Origin of the sequence: Pseudomonas reidholzensis, from assembly GCF_900536025.1 — a bacterium.
In the GTDB taxonomy this organism is placed as follows: Bacteria; Pseudomonadota; Gammaproteobacteria; order Pseudomonadales; family Pseudomonadaceae; genus Aquipseudomonas; species Aquipseudomonas reidholzensis.
In genome coordinates this window covers 227,548-243,571 of record NZ_UNOZ01000031.1, presented here as the reverse complement: position 1 = coordinate 243,571, position 16,024 = coordinate 227,548, and the positions used below count along the sequence as shown (strand labels likewise).

Sequence of the window (16,024 nt, the reverse complement as noted above, 5' to 3'; positions counted from 1 at the left end):
CGGTGAGGTCCCCGGCCGGCGCTGGGTAAGCGCAGCCGGGTTGCAGGTCGTTGACTAGTAGTCGATCGGGTCGCGGACGATCGGGCAGGTCATGCAGTGGCCGCCGCCACGGCCACGGCCGAGCTCGCCGGCGCTGATGGTGATGACTTCGATGCCGGCCTTGCGCAGCAGGGTGTTGGTGTAGGTGTTGCGGTCGTAGCCGATGACCACGCCAGGCTCCACGGCGACCACGTTGTTACCGTCATCCCACTGCTCGCGTTCGGCGGCAAAGCTGTTGCCGCCGGTTTCCACCACGCGCAGCTGCTTGAGGTTGAGCGACTCGGCAACCACTTCGATGAATGTCTTGTTCTCGCGGCGCACGTCCAGGCCGTAGGGCTTGCTGCTGTCCGGGCGGATGACGAACGGCACGATCTCCTTGACCACTTCCGGGAAGACCGTGACCAGGTCGCGGTCGCAGAAGCTGAACACGGTGTCCAGGTGCATCGCCGCGCGGGATTTCGGCAGGCCGGCGACTACCACTTTTTCCACCGCGCCCTTGGCGAACAGTGACTGCGCCAACTGGCCGATGGCCTGGCGCGAGGTGCGCTCGCCCATGCCGATCAACACCACGCCGTTACCGATCGGCATGACGTCGCCGCCTTCCAGGGTGGCCTTGCCATGGTCCTTGTCGGGGTCGCCGTACCAGACCTCGAAGTCGGCCCCGGTGAACTCGGGGTGGAACTTGTAGATCGCGCTGGTGAGCAGGGTTTCCTGGCGCCGCGCCGGCCAGTACATCGGGTTGAGGGTCACCCCGCCGTAGATCCAGCAGGTGGTGTCACGGGTGAACTGGGTGTTGGGCAGTGGGTCGAGGAGGAAGCTCGAATGGCCCAGGTAGTCGCGGTACATCTTGATCACGCTGGCGCCTTCGCTGTCGGGCAGGTCTTCACCGGCCACGCCGCCGATCAGGAACTCGGCCAGCTTGCGCGGCTCGAGGCCTTCGAGCCAGCTGCGCACTTCGTTGGTCAGGCCGACGCCGACGGTGTCGGGGGTGATCTTGCGGTCGAGGATCCATTTCAGCGCTTCGGGGTTCTGGATGGTCTCGGTCAGCAGGTTGTGCATTTCCAGCACTTCGATGCCGCGCTCGCGCATCTTGGTGACGAAGTCGAAGTGATCACGCTTGGCCTGGTTGACCCAGATCACGTCATCGAACAGCAGGTCGTCGCAGTTGCTCGGGGTCAGGCGCTGGTGCGCCAGGCCTGGGGAACACACCATCACTTTGCGCAGTTTGCCGGCTTCGGAATGGACGCCGTACTTAACTTTATCGGTGGACATGGTTGCTTGCCTCCATGGTGCAAATACAAGGATTGCTTACAAAGTCAGGAAACCGTCGTACAGGCCGTAGGCGGCGAACAGTGCGCCCGCTACCACGACGGCGAAGATCAGCTTCTCGACGGTGGTGAAGATCGGTTGACCCAGTTCGCGCTTGGCCTTGGCGAACAGGATCGCCCCAGGCGCATACAGCAGGGCCGACAGCAGCAGGTACTTGACGCCCCCGGCATACAGCAGCCAGATCGCGTAGATGAGGGCGATGGCGCCGATCAGCAGGTCCTTGCTGCGCTCGCCCGGGGCTTGCTCGTAGGTCTCGCCGCGCAAGGCCATGAGAAAGCCATACGCCGCCGACCACAGGTAGGGCACCAGGATCATCGAGGTGGCGAGGTAGATCAGCGACAGGTAGGTACTGGCCGAGAACAGCGTGATGACCAGGAAGATCTGCACCATCGCGTTGGTCAGCCAGAGCGCGTTGGCCGGCACCTGGTTGGCGTTTTCCCGGCGCAGGAACTCCGGCATGGTGTGGTCCTTGGCGGCGGCGAACATGATCTCGGCGCACAGCAGCACCCACGACAGCAGGGCGCCAAGCAGCGAGATGATCAGGCCGACGCTGATCAGCACCGCCCCCCAGTGACCGACCACATGCTCGAGCACGGCGGCCATCGACGGGTTCTGCAGCTTGGCGAGCTCCGGTTGGGTCATGACCCCCATCGACAGCACGTTGACCAGCACCAGGAACAACAGCACGGTAATGAAGCCGATGACCGTGGCCTTGCCGACGTCGGCGCGTTTTTCGGCGCGGGACGAGAAGATGCTCGCGCCCTCGATGCCGATGAACACCCAGACGGTGACCAGCATCATGTTGCGCACCTGGTTCATCACGCTGCCCAGGTCAGGCGAGCCGAGCCCCCAGATGTCGGCGGTGAACACATCGAGCTTGAAGGCGAACAGGCAGATCAGCGCGAACAGCGCCAGCGGCACGACCTTGGCCACGGTGGTGACCAGGTTGATGAACGCCGCTTCCTTGATCCCGCGCAGCACCAGGAAATGCACGGCCCAGAGCAGGATCGACGCGCCGATCACCGCCGCCGGGGTGTTGCCCTCACCAAAGATCGGGAAGAAATACCCCAGCGTACTGAACAGCAGGACGAAGTAACCGACGTTGCCCAGCCAGGCGCTGATCCAGTAGCCCCAGGCGGAAGAAAAGCCCATGTAGTCGCCGAACCCGGCCTTGGCATAGGCGTAGACCCCGCCGTCAAGGTCCGGCTTGCGGTTGGCCAGGGTCTGGAACACGAACGCCAGGGTGAGCATGCCGACGGCGGTGATGGCCCAGCCGATCAATACCGCGCCGACGCCGGCACTGGCGGCCATGTTCTGTGGCAACGAGAAGATCCCGCCGCCAATCATCGAGCCGACGACAAGTGCAACGAGGGCACCGAGTTTTAGTTTTTCGGGAGATTCAGACATTTAACAACTCCGTACCAGGAGAAAGTTGACGTCATGGTAAATCCGACGCCGGGGTCATTCGCTGATGTAGATCAGTTCATGAAGTCGTGAAGGGATAAAAATCCTTCACGCGTCTCCTGGAGAGTGCCGACAGCATTTCGCTGCAGGCCTTGTGCGCTGGCACCTCCATGTACTTCTAGAGCAAACGCTCTGTTCAACCTGCGAGTTCTGAAGCTAGTCGCTTTTAGCGCTTTGGCAAATTTTTCACGAGAATTAGTAGCAATAACAAATGCGACTACAGTTACTCGGCAGCGGGTAGTTTTAGCCTCGCCAGGGGATAGACAAAAGCGTTATGAGTGCATTAGGTTTAAGAACTTCCACGCGTATAACAGGCTGTTTTTATATAGCCGTTGATGTGTTTCAGGCGCGTGACATTACAGGCACTTTGGGAGGCCCATGAGCGAACCCGGACAGAAGCTGCGCCTTGGCGCCCTGATCGCGCTGGTGGTCGGCTCGATGATCGGCGGTGGGATCTTTTCATTGCCGCAGAACATGGCCGCCCGCGCCGACGTCGGCGCCGTGCTGATTGGCTGGGGTATCACCGCGGTCGGCATGCTGGCCCTGGCGTTCGTGTTCCAGACCCTGGCCAACCGCAAACCGGAGCTGGACTCTGGGGTGTATGCCTACGCCAAAGCCGGTTTCGGCGACTACATGGGCTTCTCCTCGGCCTGGGGCTACTGGATCAGCGCCTGGCTGGGCAACGTCGGCTACTTTGTGCTGCTGTTCAGCACCCTCGGTTTCTACTTCCCGGTGTTTGGCGAGGGCAACACCCCGCTGGCGATCGGTTGCGCTTCGTTGCTGCTGTGGTCGGTGCATTTTCTGGTGCTGCGAGGGATCAAGGAGGCGGCGTTCATCAACCAGGTGACCACCGTGGCCAAGGTGGTGCCGCTGCTGATCTTCATCGTCATCGCCGCCTTTGCCTTTCGGGCCGACATCTTTACCCGTGATATCTGGGGGCTGAGCAACCCGAAGTTCGGCAGCGTCATGGAGCAGGTGCGCAACATGATGCTGGTGACGGTGTTCGTGTTCATCGGCATCGAGGGCGCCAGCGTCTACTCGGGGCGCGCGCAGCGCCGCTCGGACGTCGGCAAGGCCACCGTGATCGGCTTTCTCGGGGTGCTGGCGCTGTTGGTGCTGGTCAATGTGCTGTCGTTGGGGGTGATGACCCAGCCGGAGCTAGCCGGCCTGCAGAACCCGTCACTGGCGTCGGTGCTCGAGCACATCGTCGGGCCGTGGGGGGCCTTGCTGATCAGCCTTGGCCTGGCGGTCTCGCTGCTCGGCGCGTTGCTGTCGTGGGCACTGCTGTGTGCTGAAATCCTCTACGCCACGGCCAAGGACAAGACCATGCCGCGTTTCCTCACCCGGGAAAACGCCAACCAGGTACCGTCCAATGCGCTGTGGCTGACCAACTGCATGATCCAGGGCTTCTTGCTGATCACCCTGGTGTCGGCGGGTACCTACACCAGCCTGATCTACCTCGCCTCGTCGATGATCCTGGTGCCGTACCTGTGGTCGGCGGCCTATGCGTTGTTGCTGGCGCTGCGCGGGGAGGGCTATGGCGGCCAGGCGCAGGTAAGGCGCAAGGACCTGCTGGTGGCGGGGGTGGCGCTGGTGTATGCGATCTGGCTGCTGTATGCCGGCGGGCTCAAGTACCTGCTGCTGTCGGCGCTGCTGTATGCGCCGGGGGTGATCCTGTTTGCCCGGGCCAAGCATGAGCAGGGGCAGGTGTTGTTTACCGCGTGGGAGAAGCTGATCTTCGCGGCGGTGCTGGTGGGGGCGGGGTTGGCGGCGTATGGCCTGTATTCAGGGGTGTTGAGCCTATGAGCCTGTGGAGCCGTGTTGCAAGCCATCGCGGGCAAGCCCGCTCCTACAGAGGCGCGCGGTTCCTGTAGGAGCGGGCTTGCCCGCGATGGGCTGCAACGCAGCCCCAGGTTCACCATCGGGGCTGCGCAGACCCCAGCTCACAAGCCCCCAGATCCCACTGCAAGGCGGCCTCGCCGACCTGCAACGGTCCCTTGAGCCGCTGCGCCAATCCCCAAGGCGTGTGCTCGATACGTGGATCAAGATCTTCCGGCGTCTCCAGCGCCAACGGCAGGTCATCACTCAGCGTGCCCTGCTCGATCAGCAGCTTCGCCGTGCGCGCCAGTGACAGCCGCGCACGGCTGCCGCTGCCGTCGCGCAGCCGCTGCGCCAGCCCGCGAATCGCCTCGGCCGCGATCAGGTAACCGGTGGCATGGTCCAGCGCCTGCACCGGCAGCGGCACCGGATGGTCCGCCTGCTGCCAGCGCATGCCCTCACGGGCGATACCGGTGCTCATCTGCACCAGGCTGTCGAAGCCGCGTCGGCCCTCCCAGGGGCCTGCCCAGCCATAGGCGTTGAGGCTCACGTCGACCAGCCCGGGGTTGAGCTGGCGCCGCCGTTCATGGCCTAGGCCGAGCCGCTCGAGGGCCTCGGCGCGGTAGCCGTGGACCAGAATGTCGGCGTCCGCCAGCAAGCCTTCGAACTGTTGCCGGTCAATCGGGTCGCGCAAATCCAGACGGGCGCAGCGCTTGCCCAGGCTGACTTCGGCCACCACTGCGGGTTCTTCCCAGCCAGGCGGGTCGATGCGCAACACCTGGGCGCCAAACCCGGCCAGCAGGCGGGTGGCAATGGGCCCGGCGAGGATGCGGGTGAGGTCGAGCACCTTGACGCCGGCCAGCGGCCGCGCCCGGCTGCCGCTCCAGAGGGGTGGCGGGTCGGCGCTGAAGGTTTCGCGCAGGACCAACGGCTGACGATTCACCGCCTGACCCTGCGGATGCGCGCACCAGTCGAGCCAACTGCGCATCTGCGCCGCACAGCCTCCCGCCGCCACCACTGCGGTTTCCAGCTCATCGCCAGTCCAGCGCGCGACCTGCGCGGCCACCTGCGCACGTTCGTTGCAGGCGCCCAGCACCCGCTCGACGGCGGCACGGTGATGTGGAGCATTGGTGTGCAGGCGGATCCAGCCGTCGCGGGTCGGGTAGTCGCCGGCGATCGCGTCCCACAGGCCGGGTGCCTGCCAACCCTGCGGGCGCAGGCTGCTGGCGAACCAGAACGAGGCCAGGCGGCGGTCGACCCGGACCAGCGGGCAGCTGTCGCTCTGTTGCGCGAGCAACTGGGCCAGGGCCAGGCCGGCGGCGCCGATGCTGGCGGCGGCCAGCTCGCTCACGGCAAAGGTCGAAGGCAGTACCCCTACGCCTTGCCAGCGGATCGCGGCGCTATCAAGGGCCAGTTCGTGGGTCATGTTCTCGAGCAACGACTGCATGCAGGATCCTCCTTGGTGGGTCCAAGTGCAGTACATCCTCGGCGATGACGCAACTACTCAGTTGGCGTTGCAGCCCGAAGCCGGTGGCGTGGCGCGCTCGGGGCGCGACCAGATCCACAGGTTGCCCAGGGTCATGCCGCCGATTGCCAGGAACACCGGCCAGTGGTGGTCGAGAAAGGTCAGCATCAGGGCAGCGCAAAACAGCATGCTGAGGGTCGCGCTGACCTTGGCCCGGCGCTGGATGACCTTGCCGTTGCGCCAGTTGTAGAGGATCGGCCCGAACAGCCGGTGGTTTTCTAGCCAGGCGCTCAGGCGCGGCGAGCTGCGGGTCGCGGCCCAGGCGGCGAGGAGGATGAACTCGGTGGTCGGCAGGCCCGGGATGACGATCGCGACCAGGCCGATCCCCAGGCTCACATAAGCCAGGATGCCATACAGCAGGCGGGACAGTTTCGAGCGGGCAAGTCGGGTCATGGTCTCACTGCAAGGACGGCCGGCCACGGGCGCCGTGGCCGGGTAAAGCGTATCAGGCCAGCGCGGCGTCTGCAGCGTAGGCATGCTTGAGCAGCGTGGTGAAACGCTCGAAGGCGGCCACGGCACCGCGCTCGGCGGCGGCTTCTTCTTCGGCCGACAGCGCCAGGCCGTCGAGGATCCGGGTGAACTGCTTCCAGCCTTCGGCACGGCCACCGGCCGGTTCGCCGAGGTGGCGTGCGCCAAAGCTGTCAGACAGCTCGAGGGCCACAGCACGCTTGATCAGGAACGCGGCGCCCAGTTTGGAGCCTTCGGAGACGAAGATCCAGCCCAGCGCCTCGCCCAGGCTCGGCGTCTGCAGGGCGCCAGCGAGCGGGGCGGGGGCCTCGGTGTCGAGGTCGGCGAGGTCCAGGCGGGCTTGCTCGGCGCGGCAGCGCTGGGCCAGGTCAGGGACGATCGCGATCAGTTGCGGATCGGTGTACAGGGCCTGCAGTTCGGACTGGAACAGGTATTGGGCGACCACGAAGCGGGCAAAGCTTGCGCGGCTGTCGAACGGCGCATGGGCTTTGACCAGCGCGTCCAGCTCGCTGTGCGGCGCGTGGGTGATCTGGTTCAGGCGTTGCGAGCGCAGGCTCGGGCGCTCGGCGGGGGCGGCGGTCATGGGCAGGTCCTTGGGAAATAGGGGGTCTAATGACAAGACGAACAAGCAGGCGCGGGACAGTAAAAAAACCTCACCCGCGTTGTGCAAGGGGCGGCCCTATCGCGGGGCCGCCACTGGCAAAACGCGCTGGGTCAGATATCCCAGATCAGGTTGATGGCGAAGTTGCGGCCCGGCGCGGTCAGGCGGTCGAGGTTGGCCGGCTGGGTGACGGCCGCCTCGCTCTGGCCATTGGCGCCGACGCTGGCGTATTTGCGCACGTCATCCCACTGCCAGTACTTCTTGTCGGTGAGGTTGTACAGGCCGCCATTGACGGTCAGGTCGTCGGTGATCTTGTAGAAACCGGTCAGGTCCAGCACCCCGTAGCCAGGGGTACGGAAGCGCGAGCTGGAACCGTCAGGTGCGAAGAAGCGGGTGTCGTCGACACGGTTCTTGCGTTTGACCAGGGTCCAGCTGAGCAAGGTGCCGTAGTCGGCCTGCTCGTAGCCCAGGCCGAACACGCCGGTCAGCGGGTTGATGCTGTTCAGTGGCTGGCCGTCATCGTCGTTGCGACCGTACAGATAGGCGACCGAGCCGATCGAGTAGAGGCCCTCGGGCGCGCCGAAGTAGTCCAGGTTCAGGCGACCCTTGATCTCCGTTCCCTTGATCGTGGCGTGCTTGATGTTGCTGGCCTGGAAACTGTTGCCCAGGTCGGCGGACTGCACCGCCTCTTCGTTGATGAAGTCGCGGTACTTGTTGTAGAACACCGCCACATCGAAATTACCGGCGTCGAAGTTGCCACGCAGGCCGGTTTCATAGCTCTTGCTTTTCTCCGGTTCCAGGCCGGGGTTGGGCTCGACTACATAGCCCAGACCCGGATTTTCGAAGCGGCCGTACAGCGACTTGGCGCTCGGTGTGCGGAAGCCTTCGGCGTACTGGCCGTACCAGGTGTAATTGTCGTTGAAGGCATAGGTCACGCCGAGCTTGGGCGAGAACTGGTGCCAGTTTTTCTGCGCGTCGTCGACCTGGTCGGCAGGGGTGGTCGAGGATCCCTGCAGACCGCGCAGGTAGGCATCGGTCATGTGCGGCTTGAGCTGGGTGTAGTCGTAGCGCAGGCCTGGCAGGAAGGTCCATTGGTTCCAGCGGATCTCGTCCTGGACGAACAGGCTGTAGGTGTTGATGGTCGGGTCGGGGAAGTCGCTGACCAGCGCCTGGACATACCCGGGATAGCTGGCGCCGGCCGAGGCGCACCCTGAGCCGACCGCGACACAGGTCGCGTCACCGCTGCGGGAGCCGGTGACCTTCTCGTGCTTGAGGGTGGTGCCGTAGGTCAGCAGGTGGTCGGTCGGGCCAATCGCAAAGGCCTTGTCGGCCTGCGCGTCGAACACCCACTGGCGGTCCTTGTAGGTCGTGTTGCGCGTGCGCAGTACCTGGCGGACGATGGGAACGTAAAGCTCCTCGGTGTTCTGGTCGGTCTTGGCGATCTGGTAGTTCAGGCTCCACTTGACGTTGTCGGCGACAACGCTGTCGAGGCCGAACGCGTGGTTGATGCCAAACCGTTCGCGGCTGACGGTATCGTCGCTGGTGCGCGAACGGTACATGCCCGATGCACCCATCCCCGGGATGAAGGGCCCGCCGACGGCACTGAGGATATTTTGCTCGCGGTTATCCTTGTAGCGCTCGTAGGTGATGCCCAGGCGTGCGTCGTCGGCGTAGTTCCAGCCGGCCTTGGCGAGAATGTTGGTGGTGCGCACGTCTTCCGGGTTGGCCGCGCTGCGGTCGAGTCCGGTGCCGCCGTGTTCGCCGTACGATTCCTTCTCGTGGCCATTGCGCTGGCTCAGGTGCAGCAGGCCATCGAAATCGCCCTGGCGACCGGCGACGGTGGCCGAAGTCAGCCAGCTCTCGTCGGCCGAGCTGTAGCCAGTCTTGAGGCGCGCGCCGACGTCTTTGCCCGGCTTGATGATGTCATCCGGGTCGAGAGTGAAGTAGCTGACCGCGCCACCAATGGCATTGCTGCCATACAGCACCGACGCCGGGCCGCGGAGGATCTCCACGCGCTTGACGATTTCTGGATCGACATAGTTGCGTTGGGTCTGCGCGTAGGGGCCGTAGAAGAAGCTGTCAGGGACCGACACACCATCGACCTGGGTAAGAATCCGGTCACCGTCGATGCCGCGGATGTTGTAGCCGTTCAGCCCGCTGCGCTGTCCGGTGCCCGACACCGACACGCCCGGCTCGTAGCGGACCAGGTCGTGAATGGTGTTGACGTTCTGCCGATCGAGCTGCTCGCGGGTCTGCACGCTGACGCTGCTCGGCACCTGGCTGACATCCTGGGCGCTGCGGGTGGCGCTGACGGTCATCTGTTGCAGGGCGATCGCGTTACCTGCCGACTGGCGTTCGAGCACCACATTGCCGTTGCTGATCTTGCGGTAGCTCAGGCCGGTACCATTGAGCAGGCGCTTGAGTGCGGCTTGCGGGCTCAGCGAGCCCTGCACGCCGGGCGAGGACACGCCCTCGGCGAGTTCAGAACTGAAACCGACCTGCCAGCCCGTCACTTCGCTGAAGGCGTTGATCGCCGCGACCAGCGGCTGTTGGGCGATCGCAAAGCGATAGTCGCCCATGCGCGGGCTGCTGGCCTGGGCCGGCTCGACGGCCAGCGCGGGCAGGCTGCAGGCACCGCTGGCGAGCAGCGCCAGGGTAAGCAGGGACAGTTGCCCCCTGCGGCGGGTAGATGGAGACGGGCGAGTTTGACCTGTGGACATCGAAGGCGCTCCCAGACGCGCGAACTGTTATAGGTGCGATCTGTTCCTGCTTAAAAACAAGAATCAGTTGCATTGGCTATAACGAGACGCGTGGGGTGGCGTGATCGCGTAAAAATAAATCCGAGGTCAGTTGAGAATGACCACCGCCGGGTATTCGTGCAGGGTCGCGGAGGTGATGTGCGCCAGCGCGCGCAGGGTTTCCAGCGGCTGGTCAAGGCGGTAGTTGCCGGTCACCGAGACCTGCTCGAGCTGCGCGTTGCGGCTGATGATCCAGCCCGGGTAGTAGCGGCGTACCTCTGCCAGCACCTGGCTCAACGGGCAGTTCTCGAACACCAGGCGGCCCTCGATCCAGGCCAGGTCCTTGTGCATGTCCGGGCGCAGGCGCTGGCCAAAACCCTGCGGGCCGACGCTGATGCTGTCGCCGGCGCTGAGCCGCACGCGCTGGTTGCTGGCGGCCTGCAAGTCGACATCACCGCGCTGCACGCGGACCTGCGCCTCGCCATCCAGATACCGCACGGCAAAGTCAGTGTCGCGTACCTGCGCGCGCAGCGGGCCGGCTTGCACTTCGAGCGGCAGCGGGCTGTCGCCGGTCACCTGGAAGTACGCCTCGCCCTGCAACAGGCGGGCAACCGGCCGGCCGTCGCGCCGCTCGCTGGCGAAGGCCGAGTTGGTGTTGAGCAGGACTTTGGCGCCGTCGTCCAGTTGCAGCCGTTGCCGTTCGCCGACCACGGTCAGGTGGTCGGCCTGCAGGCGCACCGGCAGGTTGCCAGCGGTGAACAGCCCGACCAGCAGCAGCGCGGCCGTCGCCAGCGGTTTCCAGTGGCGGCGCAGGCGCCCGCCAACGGTCTTGCGTTGCTGCTGGTGCACCTGCACCGCGGCCTGGCGCAGCGCCGCGCCATTCCACAGGGCTTCGGCCTCGACGTAGGCCTCGGCGTTTTCCGCGGCCGCGCTCAGCCACGCCTCGAAGTCGCGGGTATCGGCTTCGCTGGCGCACTGCAGGCGCACCAGCCAGTCCAGTGCCTCGTCCATGGCACGGGCGCGGGCATCGGGCCCGGCGGGTGACGGGGGAGGGACGGGGCGGTCGGTCACGGGGGATCCTTGCGATGAGCGTTTTTGCAAATCATCACGGCTGCGACGGGGCAAGGCAAGGGTTTTGCCTCATGCGCGGGCGAGCGGTCGCTTCACTTGAGCCGGTCGGCCACGCCCATGCAGATGGCCATGATCAGTTTCAGTTCCTTCTGTACCGTGCTGGCAGAGACATTCAGTTGCTCGGCGATTTCCAGGTAGCTGGCGCCGTGCAGGCGGCTGAGGATGAAGATCCGCTGCTGGCGCGTGCTGAGTTGGCCAAGGCTGACGCTCAGGTGCTTGAGCAACTGCTCGGCGTGGGCGGCGTCCTCGCTGCTGCTGGTGGGCGCGGCGACATTGTGCAAGACCTCGTCGGGCACGTCGTCGACCAGGGTCCGGGCCTGCACGCGGCGGGCGCGCAGGTGGTCCAGGGCGAGGTTGCGGGCAGTCTGGAAGACAAACGGCTCAAGGTGCTCGATCGGCCGTTCACCCAGGGCGCGGGTGACCCGCAGGTAGGTTTCCTGCAGCAGGTCTTCAGCCGTGCTGGGGTTGCCCACCATGCCCTGCAGCGTGCGCAGCAGGCTGAGACGCTGGGTAAGGAAGACGGTGTTGAAGCGAGACTGACTCACGAGGAAACCTGACCGGTGCGGGGTGAATGATAATGCTTATCATCCATGCTCTAGGTCAAGCCTTGATGGGGTAAAGAATTGGTAAGTTGATTTCTCCGTGCCGGCCTGCTCGCGGCCATGTGGGAGCGAATCGCCGCTCCCACGCTTGGCCAGCGTGCCTGTCTAGCGTGCGTTACACAGCGCCAGGCAGTTATCCAGCATGCGGTTGGAGAAGCCCCACTCGTTGTCGTACCAGGCCAGCACCTTGAGCATGCGACCGTTGGCGCGGGTGTGGTTGGCGTCGAAGATCGACGACAGCGGGTTGTGGTTGAAGTCGCACGACACCAGCGGCAGCGCGTTATAGCCGAGCACGCGCGAGTGCCGGCTGGCTTCGAGGAACAACTGGTTGACCTCATCGGCACTGGCATCGCGCTTGAGGTTCACGGTCAGGTCGACCAGGGAGACGTTGATCACCGGCACCCGCACGGCCATGCCAGTGAGCTTGCCTGCGAGCTCCGGCAGCACCAGCCCGACCGCCTCGGCGGCGCCGGTCTTGCTCGGGATCATCGACTGGGTCGCCGAGCGCGCGCGGTATGGGTCGCTGTGATAGACGTCGGTCAGCACCTGGTCGTTGGTGTAGGCATGGATGGTGGTCATCAGGCCTTGCTCGATGCCGAATTCACGGTGCAGCACCTGGGCGATCGGCGCCAGGCAGTTGGTGGTGCAGGAGGCGCTGGAGATGATCTGGTGCGAGGCCCGCAGCACGTCATGGTTGACCCCGTAGACCACGGTCGCATCGACGCCCTTGCCCGGTGCCGAGATGATCACCTTGCCGGCGCCGGCGCTCAGGTGGGCAGCGGCCTTGGCCCGGTCGGTGAACAGCCCGGTGCATTCGAACACCACGTCGATCGCCTCGGCTTTCCAGGGCAGCTCGGCCGGGTTGCGAATGGCACTGACGGCAATCCGGTCACCGTTGACGGTCAGGCTTTCGTGATCGGCGGCGACTTCGGCGTCGAAAATGCCGTGCACGCTGTCATATTTGAGCAGGTGGGCGTTCATCGCGCTGTCGCCCAGGTCATTGATGGCGACGACCTGCAGGTCCTGACGGTAACCTTGGGTATACAGTGCGCGCAGGACGTTGCGTCCGATGCGGCCGAATCCATTGATGGCGATGCGAAGGGTCATGGGCAATACCTCTGGCAGTCGGGGGAAGGCTGTGGCACAACGTCTGTGGCCGAAATAGCTGCCTTCACTGAAACGGTTTTGTTATTGGAATAACAAGATTATGCGTTGCGGGATAGAAAACAAGCCCTTTTGATGGCAGTATTTTGATTAAACATACAACGAGTGGTCGGGCGAGCTGCTTCCGCGATGCACCAGGCACCATTACCTTGAGCCTAGGTCGCAATCGTTTGGAGGGGAAATGCCGCTTCAGACCACCCTTACCGTCAGCCTGGAGTCCAGTACATGCACCCGCGCATCCTTGAGGTCACCCAACGGCTGACCGAACGCAGCCGTCCCACCCGTGAGCGCTACCTGCAACTGATTCGCGGCGCGGCCAGCGACGGACCCATGCGTGCCAGCCTGCAGTGCGCCAACTTCGCCCATGGCGTGGCCGGCTGCGGCAGCGAAGACAAGAACACCCTGCGCCTGATGAACGCGGCCAACGTGGCGATCGTCTCGGCCTACAACGACATGCTTTCGGCCCACCAGCCGTATCAGCACTTCCCGGAACAGATCAAGCAGGCCCTGCGCGATATCGGCTCGGTCGGCCAGTTTGCCGGCGGCGTGCCGGCCATGTGCGATGGCGTGACCCAGGGTGAACCGGGCATGGAGCTGGCGATCGCCAGCCGCGAGGTGATCGCCATGTCGACCGCCATCGCCCTTTCGCACAACATGTTCGACGCCGCATTGATGCTGGGCATCTGCGACAAGATCGTCCCCGGGCTGATGATGGGCGCGCTGCGCTTCGGCCACCTGCCGACGGTCTTCGTGCCCGGTGGGCCGATGCTGTCGGGCATCTCCAACAAGCAGAAAGCCGACGTGCGCCAGCGCTACGCCGAAGGCAAGGCCAGCCGCGAAGAACTGCTCGAATCGGAGATGAACTCCTACCACAGCCCAGGCACCTGCACGTTCTACGGCACCGCCAACACCAACCAGCTGGTCATGGAAGTGATGGGCCTGCACCTGCCTGGCGCTTCCTTCGTCAACCCTTACACGCCATTGCGCGATGCCCTCACCGCCGAGGCCGCGCAGCAGGTCACGCGGATGACCAAGGCCAGCGGCAACTTCATGCCGCTGGGCGAGATCGTCGACGAGAAGGCCCTGGTCAACTCGATCGTCGCCCTGCACGCCACCGGTGGTTCGACCAACCACACCCTGCACATGCCGGCGATCGCCCAGGCGGCCGGGATCAAGCTGACCTGGCAAGACATGGCCGACCTCTCCGAAGTGGTCCCGACGCTGTCGCACGTCTACCCGAACGGCAAGGCCGACATCAACCACTTCCAGGCCGCGGGCGGCATGGCGTTCCTGATCCGCGAGCTGCTCGACGCCGGGCTGCTCCACGAAGACGTCAATACCGTTGCCGGCCATGGCCTGCGCCGCTACACCCAGGAGCCGTTCCTCGAGGACGGCCGGCTGGTCTGGCGCGAAGGGCCTGCGCAGAGCCTCGATGAGAGCATCCTGCGCCCGGTGGCGCGGCCGTTCTCGGCCGAGGGCGGCCTGCGGGTCATGCAGGGCAACCTTGGTCGTGGGGTGATGAAGGTCTCTGCGGTGGCGCCCGAGCACCAGGTGGTCGAGGCGCCTGCGCGGGTATTCCACGACCAGCAGTCGCTGGCCGATGCGTTCAAGGCCGGTGAGCTGGAATGCGATTTCGTTGCGGTGGTGCGCTTCCAGGGCCCGCGCTGCAACGGCATGCCCGAGCTGCACAAGCTGACGCCGTTCCTCGGTGTGCTGCAGGATCGCGGCTACAAAGTGGCGTTGGTCACCGATGGGCGCATGTCCGGTGCTTCGGGCAAGATCCCGGCGGCGATCCATGTCTGCCCGGAAGCCTATGACGGCGGCCCGCTGGCACGCGTGCGCGATGGTGATAGGGTTAGGGTCGATGGTGTCGAAGGCACGCTGCAGGTGATGGTCTCGGCCGAGGAACTGGCCAGCCGTGACCTGCCCGCCGCACCCCTGGGCAACGACCTGGGGTGCGGGCGCGAGCTGTTCGGCTTCATGCGGGTGGCGTTCAGCTCGGCTGAGCAGGGCGCCAGCGCCTTTACCTCTGGCCTGGAGAATCTCACGTGAAAGACCTGCTGGTTGGCGACATCGGAGGTACCAACGCACGTTTTGCCCTGTGGCGCGACAACCAGTTGCACGCGGTCCAGGTGTTCGCCACCGCCGATTACACCAGCCCCGAGCAAGCGATCGAAGCGTACCTGGGCGCCCAGGGCATCGCCCGGGGCGGCTTGGCGGCGGTGTGCCTGGCGGTGGCCGGGCCGGTCGATGGCGATGAATTCCGTTTTACCAACAACCATTGGCGGCTGAGCCGCAGGGCGTTCTGCCAGACCTTGCAGGTCGAGCACCTGCAACTGATCAATGATTTCTCGGCGATGGCCCTGGGCATGACCCGCCTGCGCGACGGTGAATTTCGCCAGGTGTGTGCGGGCGAGGCCGATGCGTCGCGGCCGGCGCTGGTGATCGGCCCGGGCACCGGGCTCGGCGTCGGCAGCCTGCTGCGCCTGGGCGAGCAGCGCTGGCTGGCGTTGCCGGGCGAGGGCGGGCATGTCGACCTGCCGGTGGGCAATGCCCGCGAGGCGGCGATCCAGCAACAGATGCATCGGCAGATCGGCCATGTCAGCGCCGAGACGGTGCTCAGTGGCGGTGGCCTGGTGCGCTTGTACCAGGCCATGTGCGCGCTGGATGGCGATAGCCCACGGCACGCGTCGCCGGCCCAGATCACCGATGCCGCGTTGGGCGGCGAGCCCCGGGCGTTGGCGGTGGTCGAGCAGTTCTGCCGGTTTCTTGGGCGGGTGGCGGGCAACAACGTGCTGACCTTGGGCGCACGCGGTGGGGTCTATATTGTGGGCGGGGTGATTCCGCGGTTTACCGAGTTGTTCTTGCGCAGTGGCTTTGCCGCGAGTTTTGCTGACAAAGGCTGCATGAGCGAGTATTTCAACGGGGTGCCGGTGTGGTTGGTTACCGCCGAGTTCTCCGGCTTGCTGGGTGCCGGGGTGGCCCTGCAGCAGACCTTGGAGCACTGAAACGCTGCCGACCCTATCGCGGGCAAGCCCGCTCCTACAGAGTACATGACCGCATGCCGCTGTATCCTGTAGGAGCTGGCTTGCCCGCGATAGGGCCAGTGGCAGCGCTATAAAAATAACAGTGGGCCTAGAGACCC

The 16,024-nt window shown here is 64.9% G+C and carries 12 protein-coding genes; 3 read left to right on the top strand and 9 right to left on the bottom strand.

The features are described 5' to 3' along the window. Positions 1-54 precede the first annotated feature (54 nt). Together arcA and arcD (CCOS865_RS23360) are read right to left on the bottom strand one after the other, a co-directional pair. Positions 55-1,311, bottom strand: coding sequence for an arginine deiminase (arcA, locus tag CCOS865_RS23365; protein WP_119145296.1), 1,257 nt, complete (start codon positions 1,309-1,311; stop codon positions 55-57). A gap of 36 nt (positions 1,312-1,347) precedes the next feature. Beyond that, positions 1,348-2,775 (bottom strand): arginine-ornithine antiporter, encoded by a 1,428-nt coding sequence (gene arcD / locus CCOS865_RS23360; RefSeq protein WP_119145294.1) that lies wholly within the window; start codon positions 2,773-2,775, stop codon positions 1,348-1,350. Positions 2,776-3,210: 435 nt separating this feature from the next. On the opposite strand from arcD (CCOS865_RS23360), the gene arcD (CCOS865_RS23355) reads away from it, so the two are divergent. Next, the gene (gene arcD / locus CCOS865_RS23355) at positions 3,211-4,638 is read left to right on the top strand and encodes an arginine-ornithine antiporter (RefSeq protein ID WP_119145293.1); all 1,428 of its coding nucleotides are present in this window, start codon (positions 3,211-3,213) and stop codon (positions 4,636-4,638) included. A 109-nt stretch (positions 4,639-4,747) separates the two neighbouring features. Here the strand turns inward: arcD (CCOS865_RS23355) and CCOS865_RS23350 are convergent, their stop codons facing one another. The 7 genes from CCOS865_RS23350 to gap all read right to left on the bottom strand — a co-directional run bounded on the left by CCOS865_RS23350 (position 4,748) and on the right by gap (position 12,822). Next, positions 4,748-6,097 (bottom strand): CoA transferase, encoded by a 1,350-nt coding sequence (locus tag CCOS865_RS23350; RefSeq protein ID WP_119145291.1) that lies wholly within the window; start codon positions 6,095-6,097, stop codon positions 4,748-4,750. A gap of 57 nt (positions 6,098-6,154) precedes the next feature. Further along, on the bottom strand, positions 6,155-6,568 hold the full coding sequence (locus tag CCOS865_RS23345; RefSeq protein WP_119145289.1) for a YbaN family protein: 414 nt from the start codon (positions 6,566-6,568) through the stop codon (positions 6,155-6,157). A 52-nt stretch (positions 6,569-6,620) separates the two neighbouring features. Then, positions 6,621-7,226 carry a biliverdin-producing heme oxygenase gene (locus CCOS865_RS23340; protein WP_119145287.1) on the bottom strand — a complete coding sequence of 202 codons (606 nt, stop codon included), beginning with the start codon at positions 7,224-7,226 and terminating at the stop codon, positions 6,621-6,623. Between the two features lie 131 nt (positions 7,227-7,357). Then, positions 7,358-9,964: a TonB-dependent receptor gene (locus CCOS865_RS23335; protein ID WP_119145284.1), complete on the bottom strand. Its 2,607-nt coding sequence runs from the start codon at positions 9,962-9,964 to the stop codon at positions 7,358-7,360. A 126-nt stretch (positions 9,965-10,090) separates the two neighbouring features. Next, positions 10,091-11,053 carry a FecR family protein gene (locus tag CCOS865_RS23330; RefSeq protein WP_119145282.1) on the bottom strand — a complete coding sequence of 321 codons (963 nt, stop codon included), beginning with the start codon at positions 11,051-11,053 and terminating at the stop codon, positions 10,091-10,093. Positions 11,054-11,145: 92 nt separating this feature from the next. Further along, the gene (locus CCOS865_RS23325) at positions 11,146-11,658 is read right to left on the bottom strand and encodes an RNA polymerase sigma factor (protein ID WP_119145280.1); all 513 of its coding nucleotides are present in this window, start codon (positions 11,656-11,658) and stop codon (positions 11,146-11,148) included. A gap of 162 nt (positions 11,659-11,820) precedes the next feature. Beyond that, the gene (gene gap / locus CCOS865_RS23320; protein ID WP_119145279.1) at positions 11,821-12,822 is read right to left on the bottom strand and encodes a type I glyceraldehyde-3-phosphate dehydrogenase; all 1,002 of its coding nucleotides are present in this window, start codon (positions 12,820-12,822) and stop codon (positions 11,821-11,823) included. Between the two features lie 282 nt (positions 12,823-13,104). Here gap and edd point away from each other — a divergent pair, with 282 nt between their 5' ends. Both edd and CCOS865_RS23310 read left to right on the top strand, forming a co-directional pair. Continuing rightward, positions 13,105-14,931 carry a phosphogluconate dehydratase gene (gene edd, locus CCOS865_RS23315; protein ID WP_119145277.1) on the top strand — a complete coding sequence of 609 codons (1,827 nt, stop codon included), beginning with the start codon at positions 13,105-13,107 and terminating at the stop codon, positions 14,929-14,931. Further along, positions 14,928-15,887 carry a glucokinase gene (locus CCOS865_RS23310; RefSeq protein ID WP_119145276.1) on the top strand — a complete coding sequence of 320 codons (960 nt, stop codon included), beginning with the start codon at positions 14,928-14,930 and terminating at the stop codon, positions 15,885-15,887. Before edd ends, CCOS865_RS23310 begins: the two co-directional genes overlap by 4 nt. The last annotated feature ends 137 nt before the right edge of the window (positions 15,888-16,024 follow it).

Bases quoted from the DNA above. Each gene is read 5' to 3' on its own strand.
- CCOS865_RS23335 (WP_119145284.1), bottom strand. From the start codon at position 9,964: ATGTCCACAGGTCAAACTCGCCCGTCTCCATCTACCCGCCGCAGGGGG.
- CCOS865_RS23340 (WP_119145287.1), bottom strand. From the start codon at position 7,226: ATGACCGCCGCCCCCGCCGAGCGCCCGAGCCTGCGCTCGCAACGCCTG.
- CCOS865_RS23345 (WP_119145289.1), bottom strand. From the start codon at position 6,568: ATGACCCGACTTGCCCGCTCGAAACTGTCCCGCCTGCTGTATGGCATC.
- CCOS865_RS23350 (WP_119145291.1), bottom strand. From the start codon at position 6,097: ATGCAGTCGTTGCTCGAGAACATGACCCACGAACTGGCCCTTGATAGC.
- arcD (WP_119145293.1), top strand. From the start codon at position 3,211: ATGAGCGAACCCGGACAGAAGCTGCGCCTTGGCGCCCTGATCGCGCTG.
- gap (WP_119145279.1), bottom strand. From the start codon at position 12,822: ATGACCCTTCGCATCGCCATCAATGGATTCGGCCGCATCGGACGCAAC.
- edd (WP_119145277.1), top strand. From the start codon at position 13,105: ATGCACCCGCGCATCCTTGAGGTCACCCAACGGCTGACCGAACGCAGC.
- arcA (WP_119145296.1), bottom strand. From the start codon at position 1,311: ATGTCCACCGATAAAGTTAAGTACGGCGTCCATTCCGAAGCCGGCAAA.
- arcD (WP_119145294.1), bottom strand. From the start codon at position 2,775: ATGTCTGAATCTCCCGAAAAACTAAAACTCGGTGCCCTCGTTGCACTT.